Origin of the sequence: Peterkaempfera podocarpi, assembly GCF_042466665.1 — a bacterium.
Taxonomy (GTDB): Bacteria; Actinomycetota; Actinomycetes; order Streptomycetales; family Streptomycetaceae; genus Peterkaempfera; species Peterkaempfera podocarpi.
Window position 1 is genome coordinate 6939926 of sequence record NZ_CP162102.1, and the last position, 20660, is coordinate 6960585.

Genomic DNA, 20660 nt, shown 5'->3' on the forward strand with positions numbered 1-20660 from the left:
CGAGCACTGGTGACCCTAGGGACACCGCCACCCGGCACATGCCAGTTGGCGAATCTTGAATGACTTGCGGTCATTTGAGACTGATGAGGATCGAAAATCCCCCTGTCTTCTTCGGATAGGCGGCCGGAAGGGCCCGGTACGAGTGAGTGGTGGATCTGCCGCGGTCGCATCACCCGAACGGCTTAACCGGACAGCATGAGGCGCCCCGGGCCGGACCGGCCCGGGGCGCCGCCGCGCGCCGTACCCGCTCAGACCGCGGAGCGCTGCTCCCTGCGGTGACGGCGCCACACCGACTGGGCCACGTCCAGCGCGGCGCCCACCGAGAGCACAAAGCAGGCGATGGCCAGGCCCACAAAGGTGGACCGGCTGCCGCTGCTCGCGATGGAGGCCACAAAGGCGAGGATCGCCGCGCCCACCAGCAGCAGCGGGGCGAAGACGCTTGCCAGGAAGATCCGGATGTCCGACAGGCTGCGGCCGCCCGGTGTCGGCAGGCCGCTGCGGTCACGACGCCGACCGGTGATGTCGTAGGTGAGGTGCGGGTCGGGCAGTTGCGTGTCGGTCACCTGCACATTGCGGCGGCGTCCGGGGGTGCCGGGGCCTTCCAGCGGCATGCCGTGCGGTGAGGTGCGCGGGGCGTCCGCGCCGCCTGCCGCGCCGCGGTCGCGATTGGGGATGTACTGCCGCATGGTCTCGTCGCCTCCAGCGTCGTGGTCCATGGCCGGGGCGTCGGAACCGCGCAGCGCGCAGCCCGCGACCACCCACTGACCGACTACCCGGTTCCACGGTGCGGACACGGAGCGGAGAGCGCCATTCCGGTTTGATCCGCCGAGGACACACCCACTCGGGTGAAGGCGGCGGCGCAGGGCGAACGGCCCCGCGCGGCAAGGGCCCCCGCCGTGTCACCGTGGCCGGAGAGGCCCCTCGGCGCCGTGCCCCCACCGCGCGACCGACCGGCCGCTCAGCATGCACCCACCCCTCGGCGGCCGCTGCCCGGCTGCTCCCGCCCGGTCCGCGCAACCGGTTCGCCGCCGTACTCGCAGGAGGTCCGTTCATGATCCGCGCCATCGCCGTCGTGGTCCCCGCCAGGGACGAGGAGCGGCTGCTCGGCGGGTGCCTCGCCGCAGTGCGCCGCGCGGCCCGCCATCCGGGGCTGCGCGGCATCCCGGTGAGCCTGGTGGTGGTCGCGGACAGCTGCCGCGACCGCACCGCCGCGATCGCCCGCCACGCCGGCGCCGAGGTGGCAACCATCCGGGCCTGCAACGTCGGTGCCGCCCGCGCCCGCGGCACCGACCGCGCCCTGGCCGCCGTGCTGTCCCCGGTCGGCGCCCCGGCCCCGGGTGAACTCTGGCTGGCCCACACCGACGCCGACACCCGGGTCCCCTACGGCTGGCTCGCCCGGCAGCTCGCCTATGCGGAACAGGGCTGGGACGCCGTGCTGGGCACCGTCCAGGTCCTGGACTGGTCCGACCACCCGGCGGGCACCGCGGAGAAGTTCCAGCGCCAGTACGCCACCCCGGTCAGGCCCGCGGTGGAGACGAGTCCCAAACCCGCCGCCCGGCTCACACCCCGCCCCGAGCACCCCCATGTGCACGGGGCCAATCTGGGCGTACGCGCCGACGCCTACCGCTCGGCGGGCGGCTTCGCGGCGCTGGCCGTGGGGGAGGACCATGCGCTGGTCACCGCTCTGGAACGGCTCGGCCGCCCCGTCCGCCGGGCCGCCGACCTCCCGGTGATCACCTCGGCGCGCCGCAGTGTCCGTGCCCGCGGCGGCTTCGGCGACACCATCTCGGCACTGTCCTTCCCGGCCCTCGACGGCAGCTGAACCGGCTCGGCAGCCCCCACCACGGTCCGGCCCGCACCGCCACCGCTGAGTGCGGCCGGCACCGGCCCCGACGCCCGCCCGCACCGCCGCACGGGGCGCCGCGGGGCCGCTGTCCGCCCGCCCCGCCACAAACGCGCCGGCACTGCGCCGTTCGTGCGTCACCGGCCCCGTCCGGGTGTACCGCCCCGGGGCCCCGGGCAGGCGCACGGCGGCCTCCGGACGCCCCCGGACGCCCCGGAGAGGCGGTCCCCTGGGGCCGGCCGCCCGGCCCAGCACCGGAGAGGCGACTTCGATGGCGCACACCCTCACGGACGAGCAGGAAGAAGTGCTCAGGATGCACGCCGAGGCGCTCGCCTCCTTCGGCCGCCGGGTGCGTGCCGTCGGCGCCGGTCAGTGGGACGCGGCCACCCCGTGCACCAAGTGGACCGTACGCGAGCTGGTCAACCACCTCACCGTGGAACAGCTCTGGGTGCGCCCGATGATGGACGGCGCCACCGTCGCCGAGGTCGGCGACCGCTTCGAGGGAGACCTGCTCGGCAACGACCCGGTGGGTGTCTGGCGCCGGGCCGCGACCGCCGCCCGGGAGGCCTTCACCCGCCCCGGTGCACTGGACACCGTGGCGCATCTGACGGCCGGCGACACCCGGGCCGTCGACTACTGCAGCCAGATGACCATGGACGCCGCCGTGCACACCTGGGATCTGGCACGGGCCACCGGCGGCGACACCAGACTCGCCCCCGAACTGGTCGCCTTCGCCAGGCAGGAGGTGGAGCCCTATGCCGACAGGCTGGCCGCCACCGGGCTGTTCGCCCCACCGGTGAAGGTCCCCGACGACGCCGACGAGCAGACCCGGCTGCTCGCCGTTCTGGGCCGCTGCGCCTGACGAACCGCAGGGCCGCCACCGGGTCCACCGGAGGCCGAGCCGCCGCTGCGTCCACCGCGGCCGACGGTGCCGGCAGGAGCCGGCGAGCCGTTCCGCGGCCGGTCGCAGCCGCGGGTCGCAGTCGGCGGGTCCCGACGGCAGGCGGCCGCTGAGCGGGGCTGGGGGCGGAGGCAGAGAGACGGCGCTGTGGCCGGCGGTGAGGGATGGCGTCGAGACGCGGCCGGCCGCCTCGCCGACCGTCCAGCGACTCGGGCTTCGCCCTCCGACGTCTCCAATCGGCTGCGCATCGCCGTCTCAAAGTGCAGGTCGGCGCAGTGGGACGAGCCTGAGGCGACCGTGAGGCCCGGAAAGGGTGGTCGCGTTGATCACGCTGTGGAAGTGTCCTGGTCATCGCAGAGGCGAGATCGTCCGCCCTCGCCGGAGCCCCCGAAACGCGCCCGCCTGACGGCGCACCTGTGGGCCCGGAGCGGTATCCGCCGGCCGCGCGATCCGTGCGTCCTGTGACGCCTCTACTGCGGCACCACACCACGACCGTCGATGTGAAGGACCCCTGTGAGTCTCATGCGCAAGACAGCCAAGGGCATGACCAGTGCCGCCCTCGCCGGAGCGGCTCTGCTCGCCCTGACCGGGACGGCCCACGCCAGCCTGGACGCCCCCTACATCGGCAGCGGCTACTCCACCAACACCCATGCCGTGTGGTGCGTCCAGCACGACATCAACTACTACCTCACGCACGGCGCCCATGTGACCAACAAGATCGCCGCGCTTGCCGAGGACGGCGTCTGGGGAGCGAAGACCGAGGCGGGCGTCCGGTGGTTCCAGGGGCAGCTCTCCGAGACGCCCGACGGCGTCGTCGGCGCACTCACGGGCTCGGACCTGCTGATGGAGGGTGACCCGTACTACAACGGCTCGCCGACCGCTCCCGGGTACTGCGACCAGTACATCCCGGGGATCTGGGCGCCGTAGCGCCCTGTCGCGGGCGGCCTTCGCTGCCCGGCCACCCGGCCGGGCAGCGAAGGCCGCCCGCCCCGCCTCTCCCACCCCTGCCCAACCGGCCCTCCCTACAAGGAACCTCCCATGGTCAAGAAGCTCGCGGCCGTCGCCGCGACCACCCTGCTGGTCTGCGCCGCCGCCGCGGTCACCGCCACTGACGCCTCCGCGATGACGAGCCCCGTCGACTGCGGGGTCTACAGCACCAGCGAGCCGCAGCTTGCCTACGGCAGCAGCGGCGCACCCGTGAAGGCGCTCCAGTGCGAGCTGAATTCCTCCATGGCCAACACCGCGCTTGTCGTCGACGGCGTCTTCGGGCAGAGCACCTACAACGCCGTCATCAAGTTCCAGGGCAGCACGTGCGCCGGAACCGGGGCGGACGGGATCGTGGGTGCCAAGACCTGGGCGGCGTTGGACCGATGGAGCGTCTACGGCGGCTACGTCTGCTGACACCCCGGTGGTGGACACCGCCCGACCGGGCCGCGGCAGCGTCTCAGTGGACCGCCGTGGGCGATCCCGAGAGTGACGGCGAGACCGGGGCCGAGGCCGACATCGACGGAGCGGGGAGCCGGGAGGCGACCCGCTTCGGATCCGTGACGGTCGGCGTGCACGCGTTCCCGGCCGGCTGCTGTCCGCAGACCTGAAGGGTGGTGCCGCTGCCGCTGGCGTCGACCATCGGCGAGAAGGCGTCGTATCCCCAGTGGATGAGGGCGGTCGCGCTCTGACCGGTACCGGTGGTGATGGTCGCCGTGTCCTTGGCCGCACCATCCGTCAGTTTGGCCCAGGCAGCCTGACAACGGGGGCTGTAACGGATGTAGAGGGTGACCTTTCCGTTGTTCGCGCTGAGCAGGGTCACCGCGTCCATGGCGCAGCCCGTACTGCTCGGGTCCCTGCCGACACAGCCGGCGGCGCGGCAGCCCCCCGCGGTGGCGGTCGGGCGTCCGGTGGCTGCCGCCGCGTCGTCGACGGTGGCGGCCGCCGGATGCTCCTGAAGGGCGCCGTAGGCCCAGACCCCGGCGACGGTCGCGGTGGCGGCCGCGACCCAGAGGACGGCGGAGAGTCTCCGTTGCCGTCCTGGGTCCCCGGGCCCTCGCGGGGTCGGGCCGCCCGCCCGGCGCACCCGGAAGCGCCGCCGCCTGCCCGTCTCCTCCGAACGCGCCTCCGGCACCGCCGGCGCGGCTTCCACATCGCTGTCGCTCCCCGCGGCGCTGCCTACCCCGGTGCCGTCGGCCCCCGTGTCGTCGGCCGGTGCCTCGGATGCGGCCGGCATGGATGCCTGCTCCAGCAGCCGGGTCAGAGCCGCGCTGTCGCAGTCCCAGACCTCGCCGAGCTGTCGCAGCGCCTGCGGTGTGATCAACCGCTTTCCGTTCAGCCAGCGCTCCCAGGAAGCCTTGCTGTAATGCGTCCTCGCCGCGATTTCCGCGAGGGTCAGTCCATGGACGTCCTTGACCGCGCGGAGCGCCTCGACCAGCTCGCGTGCTGTGCCGGATATATCGTCTGGAAGAGGCTTCCAGGCCGTACTCATGCCACCCCATGTGTTGCCGTGGTCCATCCGGACGCAGAGCCACCGAGGGAATGCCGGCCGAATTCCCGGTTCCCCCGCACCGCCTCGATGCCCGGGTCCGGACACACCAATAGGCCGCCCCGGGTGAGGCGGTTGCAGCGGTCCGTCGGAGAACCCGCCGGCGGTGAACCTATACTGCGTCGAATCCCGTGCCGACGGCGGGAATGGGGGCCGGGGGTTCTCCGGATCGGTCGCGTGCCAACGGATTTCCGGAGCGCCGCAGCGCCCGATGGGGGCAGGCCGCGGCGGCGGGACCAGGACGGGGGACGGCCCGGCGGCTGTGCGCCGCCCGGGAGCGCGGGGGACGCGCCGCCCGGGGCTGAGCCGGGTGGCGCGCCCCTCGGGGCAGGCGGGTCCGTACGGCGTCAGGACGTGGGCAGGAAGTCACCCGGAATGTACTGGTAGCAGTACCCCGGAGCGCCCGGCGTGCCGTTGTAGTACGGGTCACCCATGGTGAGCAGGTCCGCGCCGGTCTGCGGGCCCACAATGCCGTCCTGCTGGTCTCCCATGGCGTACTGGAGCCATTCCACGGCCGATTCCGTGCGCTGACCCCAGAGGCCGTCCTCGGCGATTGTGGCGGGCGCCGGATACCTGAAACCCCAATGCGTGACGGCGTAGTCGAAGTCGTGCTGCACACACCACACGGCATGTGCGTCGGTGGAGTGTCCGGAGCCGATGTAGGCGGCACCGCCGGAGGCGCTGGCGTTGCCGGCCAGGCCGAGCCCGCAGGCACCGACGAGGGCGAGTATGCCGATGCTCCTGATGGTCTTGTTCCTGAGGCTCACTGGGGATTCCTTTGCGTCGGTCCTGAGGGAAAGCCGCTGCCGGGATCGCGGCAGGCATACGCGGAGGGCGGCGGCTGCCATTCCTGTTCCGGTGCGAGTGCCGTCGCGGACGAATTCCAAGGTCCCGTGGTTCGGGAAGGGACATCTCGTTCCGGCGGCGTTCAGGACCTTTCCACGGCATGATCACCGCAGCAAGCCCGATCGGGGCGCCATGCCGGTCGCAGCCCGTCTCACCGTGCTGACCTGTGCTTTGAGACGCTCGGACGGTGAGATGTGAGACACCGTCACCCCGGGACGGCCCTTCAGGCCAGCAGCCGCCGGTGCATCGAGGCCAGCGTCGCCTCGTCCACGCCCAGTGAGTCCGCCGCCAGGACCGCCGCTCCGGCCGCGCCGTCCAGGGCCCAGCCCACCTCGGCGCCCGGCCACTGGGTGTCGAGGGCCCGCACCACCTGCCGCGCCAGGACGTTGTCGGTGACCAGGCAGGAGCCCGCCAGCACCACCGGAGTGCGCTCGCCGGGCCGGCGTACCGCCGCCAGGGTGGCCATCAGATGCCTGGCGGCCGCCTCCACCAGGTCGGCCGCCGCCGGGTCCTCGTGCTCGGCGGCGGCGGTCACCAGGGGCGCCAGCCGGGCCAGGGCGACCGGGCGGTCCGCGTACACCGCGGCCACCAGCCGGTTCGCCAGGGCGCCACCCGGGTCGGGCCCGGCCGCGGGGGCGGAGGCGGCGGGGCTGCCCAGCAGTTCCTCCAGCACCATGGGGGCCAGCACAGGCGCGTGCACCCGGCCGGACAGGGCCTCCAGGGTCAACCGGACCGCCTCCCGGCCCATCCAGAAGCCGGAGCCCAGGTCGCCCAGCAGCCACCCCAGCCCATCCGCCCGGCGGACCTCCTCCCAGCGGTCCATCCGTACCGCGATGGCGCCGGTCCCGGCGATGAGCACACTGCCGCTGCCGGTCGCCGATCCGGCGGCGAAGGCGACCGCGGCGTCCGGCACCACCGTCATGGGGCACCGCAGCCCCGCGTCCTCCCAGGCGCGGCGGAACGCTGCCCGGACCTCGGGCCGGCCCAGCAGCCGCCGCCCCGCGAGACCGACCACTCCGTGCCGCACCTCGGCCGGGTCGGTGCCCGCGAGCGCGCCGCGGAGCGCCACCGCCAGTGCGGCGGAGGCCCGGTGGGGGCGATGGGCGGTGGGGTTGCCACCTCCGCTGACGGCCCTGCCGTGGCGGTTTCCGGCCAGGTCGCAGAGGAGGGCCCGGGTGGTGGTGCCGCCCACGTCCATGCCGAGCACCAGCTCGGAGGAGTCCTCGGGGGCGGTGGGGGTTCCCGCGGGGGAGGCGCCGGACCGGTCGGAGGGACCGCGGTCGGGGGCGCTGCGGTCAGGAGTGCTGCGGTCGGGGTTGCCGCCGGGTTCGCTGCGGTCAGCGGCGGGGCGGTTCTGGTGCATCGCTGCGGTTCCCCCGGGGAGCGGCTGGTGTGGTGCCCGTGCTGGCCACACTGTGCCAGTCCGCACCTGGCCGCACCACCGTTCGCGGCAAATCCCGCGGCGGCCGTCCGCAAACCCCCGGCGGCCGGGCGCCGGCTGACATGGACAGGCGATACGTCCATTTCGCGTACGGTGGGAATGCGTCGGGTGCGGACATTCGCCCCGTGCCGCCGGAGCCGAACAGAGCGGTGAATTCCACCGAACGGCCGGGACGGGCGCCGCCGGTTCGGGCGAATTTCACCGGGCGAAACGCGGAACCTGCACCCGCGAGCCACAGGACATTCACGGCCGTGGCCAATCCGGGATCACCGCGCCGAGGTGCGCGGAGCGTCTTCCGCCGGGCCGTGGGCCGGCATAGCGTGGCGAAGGCAACACCGGCCATCCCGAGGGTGGCGCGGCACTCAGGGTGCTGACAGGCACCCCCGATCGAGTGAGGACGGCGCGATGTCCGACATTCCCGAACCGCCGCAGGACGACCCGGAGAGCTATCTGGGGCTCGCCGTGGAGCAGGCGGAGGCGGTCGCCCGGACGCGGGGGTGGACCGCGGTGCGGGTGGTGGCGCCCGATGCGCTGGTCACCCTGGAGTACCGGGTGGGCAGGATCAACTTCGCGGCGGACGGCGGCCGGGTGGTGCGCTGCTGGACCGGCTGACCGGACGTCAGCCGGGGATCCCGCGGCGGCCGGTCGGTCGGCCGGTCGGGCGGTCGGTCTGGTCGTCGGAGAAGCCGCCGACCCCGGCCAGTTCGTCCCGGACCGCCTGGTCCCAGCCGGACCAGCCCTGGGCCGTCGCAGGGGCGGGGCTCGGCTGCGACGCGCCTCGGCGGCCTCGCCAGAGCTGCTGGATGCGGTCGTCGACGGAGGTGATGACCGGCTCGAAGAGCGGCAGCACCAGCAGCACCAGCACCCCGGCGGTCCAGCCGGCCAGCACATCGCTGATCCAGTGGGTGCCCAGATAGACCGTGGTGAGTCCGATGGAGGCGGCGGTGATCCCGGCGACCAGCGCGCCGGCGCGGCGGTGCCGGACCGCGAGGTAGGCGAGGACGCCCCAGGTCACCACCGAGTTGGCGGTGTGTCCGGAGGGGAAGATCTGGCCGCCGGCGAAGAGTTCGGGCGATCCCATGTAGTGCGCGTAGTGGGGACCCAGCCGACCGGTCACGATCTTCACCCCGCCGACCGTCATGTTGAGCAGCAGCAGCGCCGTGCCCATCACCAGCAGCGGCCGCATGCTGCGCGCCCGGTGACTGCGCCACACCAGCCAGATGCAGGCGGCGATCGCCGAGGGGCCGCGCTGGCCGGCGATGATCCAGACGTTGAGGTACGGCAGCAGCTGCGGCCAGCGCTTGTAGGGCCTGATCAGCATGGTGTCCCAGTCCAGGGCCACCATCCAGGAGTTGGTGAGGACCCCCACCACCACCACGGCGTAGAGCACGATCACGGCGCCGAACAGGATCTTGTGGGTGCGCGTCAGCGGCGGCCAGCGGCGCTCCGGCGACCGCCCCGCGACGTCTTTGCCCGGCCGTCCGAGCGGAGCGGCGTCGTTCGTCTGGGTACGCACTCCCTTGACGTTACAGCCCGTGACACTGCGCTCGTGACCGACCGGCCCTTCGTAATGACGATGTGACCTGATCGACTGTGTTAGCGGAAGATAAAGGAGCAGGTCTGCGAGGTGTGCGGCCAGGAATGTGACGAGAATCATCCCTGCGCCGCGCCGGCGGCCCGCCGACTTGGGTTTCCGCCGCCTGCGGCGGGGATGTCCGATTCCGCCGTGGACATCCGCGGACGTCTGGTCCCCCGGGGATCGGGAGGGTCGGGTCCGGAATGCGGCGGGCCTGTTCGCGGGTGTACCGATTCCGGTGTGCGCTGTCCGCCGGAATTTCGCAGAACGAAACGCGGAGTTCTGCCCGCATTTCCCTGGAACGCCGTGCGGGCCGCACCCCGGGGGTGCGGCCCGCACGGTCGGACGCGGTCAGGCCATCCCGCCGCCGAGGGTGAGCCCGCCGTCCAGCACCAGCGTCTGGCCGGTGATCCAGGAGGCCTGGTCCGACAGCAGGAACGCCACCGCACCGCCGATGTCCTCCGGTACGCCCAGCCGCTTCAGCGGGTAGGCGGCCGCCGCCTCCTCCTCGTGCCCGGCGAAGAGCGCCTCGGCGAAGCGGGTCTTCACCACCGCCGGGGCGACCGCGTTCACCCGCACCGTGGGTGCCAGCTCGTGCGCCAGCTGCTGGGTGAGCTGGATCAGGGCGGCCTTGCTCGCCCCGTACATCCCGATGCCGGGGGCCGGTCCGAGCGCGCTCACCGAGGAGACATTGACCACGGCCCCGCCGTGCTCCTTCAGCCACGCCCGGTGGACCAGCTGCACCCAGCCCAGGGTGGACACCACATTGATGTCCAGGATCTTGCGGGCGGCGTCCAGGTCGAGGTCGACCATCGAGCCGAACACCGGGTTGGTACCCACATTGTTGACCAGGGCGTCGATCCGGCCGAAGCGCTCCATGGCCTGTTCGACCGCCGCCGCCCGGTGGGCCGCGTCATGGCTCTTGCCGGCCACGCCGAGGGCGTGCTCGGGACCGCCGAGGTGCTCGACCGCCTCGTCCAGCGCCTTGCCGTCCCGACCGGTTATCACCACCCGGTCGCCGCGGGCCACCAGGGCCTCGGCGACTGCGAGGCCGATCCCTCGGCTCGCCCCGGTGACGAGCGCGACGCGCCCGCTCTGCTCGGTCATCCGTCCGTACCTGTCTTTCATGAGGTGTGGTTGCTGGTTCCCCGGGGCGGGGGGCGGTCAGTCCAGCGGCCCGCCGGCCACATAGACGACCTGGCCGGACACAAAGCCCGCGCCCTCGCTGACCAGGAAGGAGATGGTGTGGGCGATGTCGTCCGGGACGCCGACCCGGGCCACCGGGATCTGGGTGGCGGCGACCTTCTTGAACTCCTCGAAGTCCATGCCGACCCGGGCCGCGGTGGCGGCGGTCATGTCGGTGGCGATGAAGCCGGGGGCGACCGCGTTGGCGGTGATGCCGAACTTGCCCAGCTCGATGGCCAGCGTCTTGGTGAAGCCCTGGAGTCCGGCCTTGGCGGCGGAGTAGTTGGCCTGCCCGCGGTTGCCCTGGGCGGAGGACGAGGAGAGGTTGACGACCCGTCCGAAGCCGGCGTCCACCATGTGCTTCTGCACCGCCCTGGTCATCAGGAAGGCACCCTTGAGGTGCACCCCCATCACGATGTCCCAGTCCGACTCGGACATCTTGAACAGCAGGTTGTCGCGCAGCACACCGGCGTTGTTGACCAGCACGGTGGGCGCGCCCAGCTCGGCGGCGATCCGGTCGACGGCCGCCTGCACCTGCTCGGCGTCCGACACATCGGCGCCGACCGCCAGCGCCCGGCCGCCGGCCGCGGTGATCTTCTCCACCGTCTCCGTGCCGGCGGACTCCTCCAGGTCCACCACCGCGACGGCGAAACCGTCGGCGGCCAGGCGGATCGCGGTGGCGGCCCCGATACCGCGGGCGGCACCGGTGACGATCGCGACGCGGGGGGCGGTGCTCTGCTCGGTCATGTGGTTACTCGCATTCCTTGTGGTGGTTGCCTGTCGGGCATTCCCGGGTGGGGAGGTGCGGAGCGGACCCGCCTGGTTCAGGCGGGCAGATGGCGCTTGAGTTCGCGGCGGGCCAGCGACCGCCGGTGGACCTCGTCGGGACCGTCGGCGAACCGCAGGGTGCGCGCCCCCGCCCACAGCTGGGCCAGCGGGAAGTCCTGGGACACCCCGCCGCCGCCGTGGGTCTGGATCGCCTTGTCCAGGATCCACTCCACCGCGGCCGGAGTGGCGATCTTGATGGCCTGGATCTCGGTGTGGGCACCCCGATTGCCCACGGTGTCCATCAGCCAGGCGGTCTTCAGCACCAGCAGCCGCAGCTGCTCGATGCGCACCCGGGACTCGGCGATCCACTCCTGGACCACGCCCTGCTCGGCCAGCGGCTTGCCGAAGGCGCTGCGCTCCAGCGCCCGGCGGCACATCAGCTCCACTGCGCGCTCGGCCATGCCGATCAGCCGCATGCAGTGGTGGATGCGGCCCGGACCCAGCCGGGCCTGGGCGATGGCGAACCCCTCGCCCTCACCGGCGATCAGATTGCCCGCCGGGACCCGGACATCCTTGAAGAGCACCTCGCCGTGGCCGCCGTGCGGTCCGTCGGTGTAGCCGAAGACGGTCATCCCGCGGACCACCGTGACACCGGGGGTGTCGCGGGGCACCAGGATCATGGACTGCCGGCGGTGTTTGGGTGCGTCGGGGTCGGTGCGGCCCATCACCACGAAGATCTCGCAGGCGGGGTCCATGGCGCCGGTGGACCACCACTTGCGGCCGTTGATCACATAGTGGTCGCCGTCCCGCTCGATCCGGGTGGCGATGTTGGTGGCGTCGGAGGAGGCCACCTCCGGCTCGGTCATGCAGAACGCCGACCGGATCTCGCCCTCCAGCAGCGGCTTCAGCCAGCGGTCGCGCTGCTCGGCGGAGCCGAACTCGGCCAGCACCTCCATGTTGCCGGTGTCCGGCGCCGAGCAGTTGAGCGCCTCCGGTGCCAGATGCGGACTGCGGCCGGTGATCTCCGCCAGCGGTGCGTACTGGAGGTTGGTCAGCCCGGCGCCGTGCTCACCCGGAAGGAAGAGGTTCCACAGCCCGCGCCGGCGTCCCTCGGCCTTGAGGTCGGCCATCACCGGGGGCCGCGCCCAGGGGTCCCCGGCGGCGGCCACCTGCTCCTCGAAGAGCGGCTCGGCCGGGTACACCACCTCGTCCATGAAGGCCAGCAGTCGGCCGCGCAGCTCCTCGGTGCGGCTGTCGTAGGCGAACTCCATCGGTCAGGACCCTTCCGTCAGGAGGGACTCCAGCGCGGCCGCGACCAGCGGCGGCACCATGGCCCCGATGTGCGAGAAGCCGCCACCCACGGTCTTGCCCTGGGTGAAGCGGTAGTGGATGCCCTCGGCGATGATCGCCAGCTTGTAGCGCGCGAACGCCACGTACCAGGGCAGCGGGGTGGTGTCGAGGCCGCTGCGGTCCGCGTACCGGGCGACCAGCTCGGCCATGGCGGGGAAGCCGGCCTCGGCGCTGACCGCCGAGGACACCGGGTTCTCCGGTACCTCCCGGGCGATGTCCCAGTACACCTGCATCAGTCCCAGGTCGGCGAGCGGGTCGCCCAGCGTCGCCATCTCCCAGTCCAGCACGGCCGCCACCCGGTCGTCCGCGCTGAAGATCGCGTTGTCCAGCCGGTAGTCGCCGTGCACCACGGCCACCCGCTGGGCCGTCGGCACAGAGCCGCGCAGCCGCTGGTACAGCTCCTCCATGCCCTTGATCTCACGGCTGCGGGACGCCTCGAACTGCCTGTGCCAGCGCTCCACCTGACGGGTCATATAGCCCTCGGGGCGGCCGAAGCCGGCAAGTCCCACCTCGGCCGGGTCCACCGCGTGCAGCTCCCCCAGCACGTCGACCAGGTGGGCCGAGAGCCGGCGGGCGCGGTCCGTGCCCAGGTCCGCGGTGTCCTCGGCGGTGCGGTAGACGGTGCCGCCGACCTCCTCCATCAGATAGAAGGGGGCGCCGAGCACCTCGGGGTCCTCGCACAGCAGATGGGTGGCGGGCACCGGCACGGCCGTCCCGGCCAGCGCCGAGATCACCCGGTACTCGCGTGCCATGTCGTGGGCGGTGGCGAGCACATGGCCGAGCGGCGGGCGGCGCAGCACCCAGCGGGAGCCGCCGTCGCTGACCGTGTAGGTCAGATTGGACTTCCCCCCGGCGATCAGCTGTGCCGAGAGGGGGCCGGCGGTGAGACCGGGGTGGGCGAGCGCCAGATGGGCGTGCAGCCGGTCCAGGTCGAGGCCCGGGGGCTGGTCGGCCATGGATGCCGTCCTTTCGGTGCGGCCGGGCCGGTCCCGGCGCCGCCTCGTCACCATACCGACCAGTAGGTATGTGCGCTAGGGTGGCTCTGTGTGATCCACCCGGGGAGAGGAGTCCAGGTGTCCGCAGCCCGCCGCAGACCTGCAGGGGACCCGTCGGCCCCGCCCCGCCCCGTACGGGCCGCGCTCCCCGGGACGCTGCGCTCCGATGCGCCCGGCCGGGCCCCCGGACGGGATCCGCGGGCCGGCGCCGAGCTGCCCGTCCAGGCGCGGCTGCTCGCCGTGGCCAGCTCGCTCTTCGCCGAGCGCGGCTTCGCGCAGACCTCGGTCCAGGACATCGTGGAGCGCGCGGGCGTCACCAAGGGCGCGATGTACCACTACTACTCCGCCAAGGACGACCTGCTGCAGGAGATCTACACCCGGCTGCTGGATCTGCAGTCCCGGCGGCTGGCCGGGATCGCCGACGGCGGCGGCCCCGCCGCCGAGCGGCTGCGCGCCGCCGCGGCGGACGTGGTGGTGACCACGCTGGACCACCTGGACGACGCGGTGGTCTCCATGCGGTCCATGCACATGCTCCCGGAGAGCCGGCAGGCCGCCGTGCGCAGCGGGCGCCGGCGCTACCACGAGCGTTTCCGTGCACTGGTGGAGGAGGGACAGCAGGCCGGTGAGCTGCGTCCGGAGGTCTCCGCGGACCTCGTGGTGCACCAGTTCTTCGGCGGCGTCCACCACCTCGGCACCTGGTACCGGCCGGACGGAGAGCTGCGCCCGGAGGAGATCGGCCGGACATTTGCGGATCTGCTGCTACGGGGGCTGGCGATCGGGTGAAGCTCCTGTGGAAGTAAGGAGCAAAACTGGCCGATGCCAGAACAAGCGTTTACTATGCCGCCAGACCTGGCAGATCAGTCGGACATTTGTATAGTGTCCGCCAGCAGCCGTCGGCTGCACGGCGGAGCTCCCTGACTGCGGGACACCGGCACGCCGTTACTGCGCCCCCCGACGGACACGAGCACGTCGGGCGCGACATGGGGACGGACTCATGGTGCTGGGGGAGATCGAGATCGCCCGTACATTCGAAGGCCCGCTGAAGGCGCCCGGCCATCTGATCCGGGTCGCCCAGCAGGTGCACACCCGGCTGTGGACCGAGCAGGTCGGCGCGGAGCTGACGGCGCCCCAGTTCGGGGTGCTGCTGGCGCTGGCCCTCGAGCCGGGCTCCGACCAGCGGACCGTGGGGGAGCGGGCCTCGCTGGACAAGGCCACCATGGCCGAGATGGTCGGCCGGCTGGTGCGGCGCGGTCTGGTGCTGCGCCGCCGCGACCCCGCCGACGGCCGCCGCAAGCTGCTGGCCCTCTCCCCGAGCGGGGCCCAGCTGGTGCGGGAGGCCACCGCGGGTGTGGTGCGCGTCCAGCGGACGCTCTTCGAGCCGCTCGACCCGGCCGAACAGCAGGACCTGGTCGCCGTCCTGGGCCGGATAGCCCGGCTGGAACCGGTCGCCATCGCCGCCCTGGCCGACGCCCGGCCGCTGCTGGACGCCCAGCGGGCCGTCGGCTATCTGATCCGGGTCGGCCAGCAGGTGCACACCCGGCTGTGGAACGAGCACATCGGCGCGGACCTCACCGCGCCCCAGTACGCCGTGCTGGACGTCCTCTCCCTCGAGCCCGGTATCGACCAGCGGACCGTGGGGGAGCGGGCCTCGCTGGACAAGGCCACCATGGCCGAGATGGTCAGCCGGCTGGTGCGCCGCGGGCTGGTGCTGCGCCGCCGCGACCCCGCCGACGGCCGCCGCAACCTGCTGGCCCTCTCGCCGGTCGGCCAGGAGATGCTGCGCCGCTGCACCCCCGGGGTCGACGAGGTCCAGCGGCTGCTGCTGGAACCGCTGGACGAGGCCGAGCGGAGCCGGGCCATGGACCTGCTGCAGAAGATCGCGCGGCTGTAGCAGACGGGCCGCTCTCACCACCAGGAGTGGCGCCCAAACCTGCCAGAAATGTGATCTCAGCAACGCTGCCCAGTGGAATCCGCTGGTGAGAGCGGTGCGGGCGATAAAGGCGGCCCCGGTTGTCGGTGACACTCCATAGAATCGGTACATGTCGTCAGTCCTGTCGAACTCCGGAGACCTGAGCCACCTCGGTGCCCTCGGCGACCTCCAGCGTGCCGTGGACCGCGCCAATGACGCGGTCCGCGCCTACGTCGCGGAGGTCGAGGGTGAGCTGCGGCGATGCGGTGACGCGGAGCAGGGCGGGCGTCCCTCCTGGAACGACCGGCAGTCGGCCACTCTCGCCGACCTGCAGGGCGTCTATCTGGTGGCGCTCCAGGCGCTCCGGACGGCCTCCAAGGAGCTGGACACCGCCGCTTGAAGCGGTCCCGCCACCGCGGCTCCCGATGGTGACCAGCGGTGACCGAAGGGGCGGTCCCTCCGGCCTTCCCACCCCCTCGATCGAGCGCTGCCGTCGCCGGATGACCCCCGGAGACGGCAGCGCAGCTTTGTCCACAGGGCCGGAAAACCGGTTGCGGTTCGAAGCCATCGCGGGCACGCTCGGTGACCATGGCGAACTCCTGATGTCTGCTGCCGCCGGGTAGCGACCCGGCCGGTCACCCCTGCCCCATCTCTCCCCCAGATCCCGGCCGTCCACCACGTCGGGGTCCTCGGCACGCCTTCGTACGGCCCGCACCAGGCGATCCGGCAGGCGTCGGCCACCGCACCCTCGACCGCACCCCTCAACGGAGCGTCATGTCGCTCATCCAGCTGCCGATGTCCGACCCCGGCAGTCCCGACCTCACCTCACCACTGCGCTTTCTGCGCTGGCTGCGCCGCTCCCAACGGCGCGGACAGCTTCTCGCCGTCCTCTGGGGCGTGCTGCAGATGGGCGCCCAGGCGGCCATCCCGCTGCTGATCGGCCGCGGCGTCCAGGCCGCCGTCGACCGCGACTCGGGTGCCATCTGGCTCTGCGGCGCAGGTGCCTTCCTGCTCGGTGCCGTACAGGCGGCCGCCGCCACCATGCTGCACCGCCAGGCGGTGTGGAACTGGATCACCGCCGCCTCCCAGATCCGCCAGCTGGTGGCCCGTCAGGCCTCCCGGCTGGGTGCGGGACTCTCCCACCGCATCGCCACCGGTGAGGTCGTCGCCGTCAGCTCCGGCGATGTGGAGAAGATCGGCTGGTTCGTGGAGATCGTGGCCCGGCTGTGGGCAGCGGTCGCCGTCTGGCTCGCCGTCTCCGCGGTGGTGCTCGTCCGCCAGCCCGTGCTCGGACTCGCCGTACTGCTCGGCGTGCTGGTCCTGGCCGTCTCCATCTGGCCGCTGATCGGCCCCTTCGAGCGCCGCTTCGACGAGCAGCGGTCCCTCGGCGGCAAGGCCAGCGAACTGGCCGCCGACACCGTGGCCGGACTGCGGGTGCTGCGCGGCATCGGCGGGGAGCAGCTCTTCCTGGACCGCTACCGCGAGGCCTCGCAGAAGGTCCGCGCCGCGGCCGTGCGCACCGCCCGGGTGTGGGCCGTGATGCGGGCTCAGCAGGTCTTGCTGCCCGGCGCGTTCGTCATCGGCGTCACCTGGTACGGCGCTCATCTGGTGGTCACCGGCGCCCTGGGCATCGGCGATCTGATCGCCGTCTACGGCGCCACCGCCTTCCTGGCGGGCCCGCTGCGGGTGCTCGGCGAGGCCGCCCATGCCTGGACCGTCGCCCGGGTCTCGGCCGGGCGTGCCGTCAGGGTGCTCAGCCTGGCCCGTACCGACGGCGACAGCGAGGCCGCCACCGCCACGCTCACCCTCGACCGGGCCGCCCGCTCCGACCTCCACGACCCCGCCACCGGCCTCACCGCGGCCGCCGGCCGGCTCACCGCAGTGGTCTGCGGCGACCCGGACGTGGCCGGGGCACTGGCCGACCGGCTCGGCGGCCACCTGCCCAGGAGCACCGAGGCGGACGGTACGGACGCGGAGGCCCCGGTCCGGGTGGTCGGGCAGGCCCCCCGGGCCGCGACCGCGACGGAGGGCTCGGCGGACCGGCTCGGCGCCGGCGCACCGTCGGCCCGGCTGGGCGGCATCGCCCTGGACGAGCTGTCACTCGCCGGGGCGCGCGCCGCGGTGCTGGTCCACGACAAGGAACCGGTCCTGCTGTCCGGCACCCTGGCCGAGCTGTTCGACATCCCCTCCTCCGGCCGCGTCGCACCCGCCGAGGCGCTGGCCGCCGTCCGCGCGGACGACGCACTCGACGCCCTGGTGGACAACTCCCCCGAGGCCGAGGGCGATCCCATGCGGTCGCGGATCACCGAGCGCGGCAGATCGCTCTCCGGCGGCCAGCGCCAGCGGCTGGCCCTCGCCCGCTCGCTCGTCGCCGACCCGCCGGTGCTCGTCCTGGACGAGCCCACCAGCGCCGTCGACGCCCACACCGAGTCCCGGATCGCCGACGGCCTGAAGGAGATCCGCAAGGGACGCACCACCGTGGTCCTCGCCACCAGCCCACTGCTGCTGGACCGCGCCGACCAGGTCGTCCTGGTGCAGGACGGCAGGGTGGTCGCCACCGGCACCCACCGCGAGCTGATGCACACCGACCCCCGCTACCGCTCCGTGGTCACCCGCGAGGAGACCGCGCCCCTCGAGGAGACCGCATGAAGCCGCCGGCCGACCCCGCGGCCCAGGAGCGCGAGGCGGCGAGCCTGCTGCCCGTGGGCTCCCCGGCCGCAGTCCGCAGCTATGTCCGTCTGCTGGCCTCCCGCCACCGGGGCCGCTTCGCCGGGGTCGTGGGCCTGCACGCCGTGGGCGCGGTGGCCGGGCTGGTCGGCCCCTGGGTCCTGGGCAGCCTGGTCGACCAGCTGGACTCGCGGACCACCGAGGGCCGGATCGCCCAGGCGGCCCTCTGGTATCTGCTGGCCCTCGCGGTGCAGTCCGCCTTCACCGGGATGTCCCGGCTGCGCGGCGCCGTCCTCGGCGAGCAGGTGCTCGCCGACCTCCGGGAGGACTTCCTGGTCCGCTCGGTGGGCCTGCCCCCCGGGGTGCTGGAGCGGGCCGGCACCGGAGACCTGGTCTCCCGTGCCACCACCGACGTCGACCGGCTCTCCCGGTCGGTGCGCGACGCGGTGCCGGAGCTCTCGGTGGCCGTGGTCTCGGTGCTGCTGGTGCTCGGCGCCCTCGCCGTCACCTCGCCGCTGCTCGCCGTCACCTCGCTGGTCGGCCTTCCGGTGCTGCTGGCCGGCTCCCGCTGGTACTTCCGCCGGGCCCCGCAGTCGTACCGCGCCGAGTCCGCCTCCTACGCGGCCGTCAACACCGTGCTCGCCGAGACCGTCGACGCCGGGCGCACCGTGGAGGCGCTGCGCCTCGGCGACGAGCGGGTCGAGCTGACCGACCAGAGGATCCGGACCTGGCTCTCCTGGGAGCGCTACACCATGTGGCTGCGCACCCGGTACTTCCCGACCGTCGACCTGCCCTATGTCCTGGCGACCGTCGCCACCCTCACCCTCGGCGGCGTCTACACCCTCCACGGCTGGATCGGCGTCGGACAGCTCACCACCGGGGTCCTCTACGCACAGATGCTGATCGAGCCGGTCGACCTGATCCTGCGCTGGTACGACGAACTGCAGGTCGGCCAGGCCTCGCTGGCCCGGCTGGTCGGCGTCCGGGAGATCGAGGACGCCGAGGTGGACCACACCACCGCACCCGACGGCCGCCAGGTCCGCGCTGACGACGTCCGCTTCGGCTACCGCGAGGGCGCCGATGTGCTGCACGGCATCAGCCTGGGCGTCGAGCCCGGGGCCCGGCTGGCGCTGGTCGGCCCGTCGGGGGCCGGCAAGTCCACCCTCGGCCGGCTGCTCGCCGGGATCTACGCACCCAGGCGCGGACGGGTGACCCTCGGCGGCGCCGCGCTGTCCGAGATGCCGGCCGAGCGGGTCCGCACCCATGTCGCCCTGGTCAACCAGGAGCACCACGTCTTCGTGGGCACCCTGCGGGACAACCTGCTGCTGGCCCGGCCCACCGCCGACGACAGCGAGCTGCGCGCGGCCCTGGACTCGGTCGACGCCGGGCCGTGGGTCGACGCCCTGCCGGCCGGCCTGGACACCGAGGTCGGCTCCGGTGGAACGGCCCTCACCCCGCCGCAGGCCCAGCAGCTGGCTCTGGCCAGACTGGTCCTCGCCGACCCGCACACCCTGGTGCTGGACGAGGCCACCTCGCTGCTGGACCCCCGGGCCGCCCGCCATCTGGAGCGCTCCCTCTCCCGGGTGCTGGACGGACGTACCGTCATCGCCATCGCCCACCGCCTGCACACCGCCCATGACGCCGATGTGATCGCCGTGGTGGAGGACGGGCGGATCACCGAATACGGCAGCCACCCGGAGCTGGTGGCCGCCGGGGGTCCCTACGCCGCACTGTGGCGCTCCTGGCGGGACGAGGGATAGCCGGAGGGGGGCGGGAGCCGGCGGCCGGGAATCGAGGCTGAGGGGGGCGGTGCTCGGGGCGCGGCCGGGGCTGCCCGGGCGGGCCCGACCGGGAGTGCTCCGGGATGCTCGGGCGGGCGGGGTCGGGGCAGGCATGAGGCCGGGACGGAAGGGGCAGCCGCCTGCACAACCCGGTCGCCGCGGGCGTTCCCCAGCACCCGGGGGAACAGGCAGACCTGGAGCCCGCCCCCAGCACCGGAGGACGCCGTGACATCTCAGCCGAGCAGCCGCCCGTCCGGCCCGCCCGAGGACAGCGCCCGGCCGGGCAGCTCCGAGCCGGCCGGGCAGCACGGGCTCACGGTGGAGGTGAGCCTGCCCCGGTCCGAGGTGGCCGTGGTCGTGATCGAGGGGGAGCTCAACGCCGACACGGCGGCCGCACTCCGCGACCGGCTGACCGAGCAGCTGCACCTCGGCCGCCGGTATCTGATCCTGGATCTGACCGGGGTCCCGTTCATGGACTCCTCGGGGCTCAACACCGTCATGCGGGCCCAGCAGGAGACCCGCCGGGTCCGCGGCTCGCTGCGGCTGGCCGCTCCCGCTCCGGCGGTCAGCCGGCTCATCGAGCTGACGGGTGTCGCGATGACCGTGCCGGTGCACGGCAGCGTCGACGAGGCGCTGGCGGAGCACCGCCGGCAGGTCGACGGGTGACTGCGCCGAACGGGCCGGGCCGGGCCCAAGAGGCCTGGTGGCGATGGTGGGTGTGAGAGCCGGCGGGGCGGGTCTCCCCGCGCCGAGCGGGTCCGGCCGGGCCCGAGGGGCCAGGTGGCGGTAGCGGGGATGACAGCGGGTGTGAGAGCCGGCGGGGCGGGTAACCGGTTCTTTCCGCTCGCCCTGGAAGGAGGCCGCG

Annotated in this window: 20 protein-coding genes; 11 read left to right on the forward strand and 9 right to left on the reverse strand. The window is 73.2% G+C overall.

Translation table 11 applies throughout. The features are described from left to right. Positions 1–248: 248 nt before the first annotated feature. Positions 249–794, reverse strand: coding sequence for a hypothetical protein (locus tag AB0761_RS30565; RefSeq protein WP_377272374.1), 546 nt, complete (start codon positions 792–794; stop codon positions 249–251). A gap of 257 nt (positions 795–1051) precedes the next feature. On the opposite strand from AB0761_RS30565, the gene AB0761_RS30570 reads away from it, so the two are divergent. The 4 genes from AB0761_RS30570 (at position 1052) to AB0761_RS30585 (ending at position 4145) form a co-directional block, all read left to right on the forward strand. Beyond that, the gene (locus tag AB0761_RS30570; protein WP_377272375.1) at positions 1052–1822 is read left to right on the forward strand and encodes a glycosyltransferase; all 771 of its coding nucleotides are present in this window, start codon (positions 1052–1054) and stop codon (positions 1820–1822) included. Positions 1823–2114: 292 nt separating this feature from the next. Next, complete coding sequence (locus AB0761_RS30575) at positions 2115–2705, forward strand: TIGR03086 family metal-binding protein (protein WP_377272376.1); 591 nt, start codon at positions 2115–2117, stop codon at positions 2703–2705. Positions 2706–3266: 561 nt separating this feature from the next. Continuing rightward, positions 3267–3671, forward strand: coding sequence for a peptidoglycan-binding protein (locus AB0761_RS30580; RefSeq protein WP_377272377.1), 405 nt, complete (start codon positions 3267–3269; stop codon positions 3669–3671). 111 nt (positions 3672–3782) lie between these two features. Then, on the forward strand, positions 3783–4145 hold the full coding sequence (locus AB0761_RS30585; protein WP_377272378.1) for a peptidoglycan-binding protein: 363 nt from the start codon (positions 3783–3785) through the stop codon (positions 4143–4145). Between the two features lie 43 nt (positions 4146–4188). On the opposite strand, the gene AB0761_RS30590 is transcribed toward AB0761_RS30585, so the two are convergent. The 3 genes from AB0761_RS30590 to AB0761_RS30600 all read right to left on the reverse strand — a co-directional run bounded on the left by AB0761_RS30590 (position 4189) and on the right by AB0761_RS30600 (position 7486). After that, positions 4189–5220: a DUF2690 domain-containing protein gene (locus tag AB0761_RS30590; RefSeq protein WP_377272379.1), complete on the reverse strand. Its 1032-nt coding sequence runs from the start codon at positions 5218–5220 to the stop codon at positions 4189–4191. 404 nt (positions 5221–5624) lie between these two features. Next, positions 5625–6044 carry a peptidoglycan-binding protein gene (locus tag AB0761_RS30595; RefSeq protein WP_377272380.1) on the reverse strand — a complete coding sequence of 140 codons (420 nt, stop codon included), beginning with the start codon at positions 6042–6044 and terminating at the stop codon, positions 5625–5627. 302 nt (positions 6045–6346) lie between these two features. Then, positions 6347–7486 (reverse strand): N-acetylglucosamine kinase, encoded by a 1140-nt coding sequence (locus tag AB0761_RS30600; protein ID WP_377272381.1) that lies wholly within the window; start codon positions 7484–7486, stop codon positions 6347–6349. A 483-nt stretch (positions 7487–7969) separates the two neighbouring features. Here AB0761_RS30600 and AB0761_RS30605 point away from each other — a divergent pair, with 483 nt between their 5' ends. Next, entirely contained in the window at positions 7970–8176 is a 207-nt protein-coding gene (locus AB0761_RS30605; RefSeq protein WP_377272383.1) for an I78 family peptidase inhibitor, read from the forward strand. A 7-nt stretch (positions 8177–8183) separates the two neighbouring features. On the opposite strand, the gene AB0761_RS30610 is transcribed toward AB0761_RS30605, so the two are convergent. From AB0761_RS30610 to AB0761_RS30630, 5 genes are all read right to left on the reverse strand, one after another. Further along, positions 8184–9080: a phosphatase PAP2 family protein gene (locus AB0761_RS30610; protein ID WP_377272384.1), complete on the reverse strand. Its 897-nt coding sequence runs from the start codon at positions 9078–9080 to the stop codon at positions 8184–8186. Positions 9081–9491: 411 nt separating this feature from the next. Further along, positions 9492–10247 carry an SDR family oxidoreductase gene (locus tag AB0761_RS30615; protein ID WP_377272386.1) on the reverse strand — a complete coding sequence of 252 codons (756 nt, stop codon included), beginning with the start codon at positions 10245–10247 and terminating at the stop codon, positions 9492–9494. A gap of 57 nt (positions 10248–10304) precedes the next feature. Further along, positions 10305–11072, reverse strand: coding sequence for an SDR family oxidoreductase (locus tag AB0761_RS30620; protein ID WP_377272388.1), 768 nt, complete (start codon positions 11070–11072; stop codon positions 10305–10307). Positions 11073–11149: 77 nt separating this feature from the next. Continuing rightward, entirely contained in the window at positions 11150–12364 is a 1215-nt protein-coding gene (locus tag AB0761_RS30625; RefSeq protein ID WP_377272390.1) for an acyl-CoA dehydrogenase family protein, read from the reverse strand. Between the two features lie 3 nt (positions 12365–12367). Next, complete coding sequence (locus tag AB0761_RS30630; RefSeq protein ID WP_377272392.1) at positions 12368–13399, reverse strand: phosphotransferase family protein; 1032 nt, start codon at positions 13397–13399, stop codon at positions 12368–12370. A 117-nt stretch (positions 13400–13516) separates the two neighbouring features. Here AB0761_RS30630 and AB0761_RS30635 point away from each other — a divergent pair, with 117 nt between their 5' ends. The 6 genes from AB0761_RS30635 to AB0761_RS30660 all read left to right on the forward strand — a co-directional run bounded on the left by AB0761_RS30635 (position 13517) and on the right by AB0761_RS30660 (position 20461). Beyond that, a complete protein-coding gene (locus AB0761_RS30635; RefSeq protein ID WP_377272393.1) occupies positions 13517–14221 on the forward strand; it encodes a TetR/AcrR family transcriptional regulator in 705 nt (234 codons plus the stop codon). A 211-nt stretch (positions 14222–14432) separates the two neighbouring features. After that, on the forward strand, positions 14433–15329 hold the full coding sequence (locus tag AB0761_RS30640) for a MarR family winged helix-turn-helix transcriptional regulator (RefSeq protein ID WP_377272395.1): 897 nt from the start codon (positions 14433–14435) through the stop codon (positions 15327–15329). 148 nt (positions 15330–15477) lie between these two features. Beyond that, positions 15478–15747 carry a hypothetical protein gene (locus AB0761_RS30645; RefSeq protein WP_377272396.1) on the forward strand — a complete coding sequence of 90 codons (270 nt, stop codon included), beginning with the start codon at positions 15478–15480 and terminating at the stop codon, positions 15745–15747. A gap of 374 nt (positions 15748–16121) precedes the next feature. Next, positions 16122–17996: an ABC transporter transmembrane domain-containing protein gene (locus tag AB0761_RS30650; RefSeq protein ID WP_377272397.1), complete on the forward strand. Its 1875-nt coding sequence runs from the start codon at positions 16122–16124 to the stop codon at positions 17994–17996. Then, positions 17993–19774, forward strand: a complete 1782-nt coding sequence (locus AB0761_RS30655; RefSeq protein ID WP_377272399.1) for an ABC transporter ATP-binding protein — start codon at positions 17993–17995, stop codon at positions 19772–19774. Before AB0761_RS30650 ends, AB0761_RS30655 begins: the two co-directional genes overlap by 4 nt. Before the next feature lie 246 nt (positions 19775–20020). Beyond that, positions 20021–20461, forward strand: coding sequence for an STAS domain-containing protein (locus AB0761_RS30660; protein ID WP_377272400.1), 441 nt, complete (start codon positions 20021–20023; stop codon positions 20459–20461). Positions 20462–20660: the final 199 nt, after the last annotated feature.

Excerpts from the sequence above, each read along its gene's own strand:
- AB0761_RS30570 (WP_377272375.1), top strand. The coding sequence starts at position 1,052 with ATGATCCGCGCCATCGCCGTCGTGGTCCCCGCCAGGGACGAGGAGCGG.
- AB0761_RS30575 (WP_377272376.1), top strand. The coding sequence starts at position 2,115 with ATGGCGCACACCCTCACGGACGAGCAGGAAGAAGTGCTCAGGATGCAC.
- AB0761_RS30580 (WP_377272377.1), top strand. The coding sequence starts at position 3,267 with ATGCGCAAGACAGCCAAGGGCATGACCAGTGCCGCCCTCGCCGGAGCG.
- AB0761_RS30585 (WP_377272378.1), top strand. The coding sequence starts at position 3,783 with ATGGTCAAGAAGCTCGCGGCCGTCGCCGCGACCACCCTGCTGGTCTGC.
- AB0761_RS30590 (WP_377272379.1), bottom strand. The coding sequence starts at position 5,220 with ATGAGTACGGCCTGGAAGCCTCTTCCAGACGATATATCCGGCACAGCA.
- AB0761_RS30600 (WP_377272381.1), bottom strand. The coding sequence starts at position 7,486 with ATGCACCAGAACCGCCCCGCCGCTGACCGCAGCGAACCCGGCGGCAAC.
- AB0761_RS30605 (WP_377272383.1), top strand. The coding sequence starts at position 7,970 with ATGTCCGACATTCCCGAACCGCCGCAGGACGACCCGGAGAGCTATCTG.
- AB0761_RS30615 (WP_377272386.1), bottom strand. The coding sequence starts at position 10,247 with ATGACCGAGCAGAGCGGGCGCGTCGCGCTCGTCACCGGGGCGAGCCGA.
- AB0761_RS30620 (WP_377272388.1), bottom strand. The coding sequence starts at position 11,072 with ATGACCGAGCAGAGCACCGCCCCCCGCGTCGCGATCGTCACCGGTGCC.
- AB0761_RS30625 (WP_377272390.1), bottom strand. The coding sequence starts at position 12,364 with ATGGAGTTCGCCTACGACAGCCGCACCGAGGAGCTGCGCGGCCGACTG.
- AB0761_RS30630 (WP_377272392.1), bottom strand. The coding sequence starts at position 13,399 with ATGGCCGACCAGCCCCCGGGCCTCGACCTGGACCGGCTGCACGCCCAT.
- AB0761_RS30640 (WP_377272395.1), top strand. The coding sequence starts at position 14,433 with ATGGTGCTGGGGGAGATCGAGATCGCCCGTACATTCGAAGGCCCGCTG.
- AB0761_RS30645 (WP_377272396.1), top strand. The coding sequence starts at position 15,478 with ATGTCGTCAGTCCTGTCGAACTCCGGAGACCTGAGCCACCTCGGTGCC.
- AB0761_RS30650 (WP_377272397.1), top strand. The coding sequence starts at position 16,122 with ATGTCGCTCATCCAGCTGCCGATGTCCGACCCCGGCAGTCCCGACCTC.
- AB0761_RS30655 (WP_377272399.1), top strand. The coding sequence starts at position 17,993 with ATGAAGCCGCCGGCCGACCCCGCGGCCCAGGAGCGCGAGGCGGCGAGC.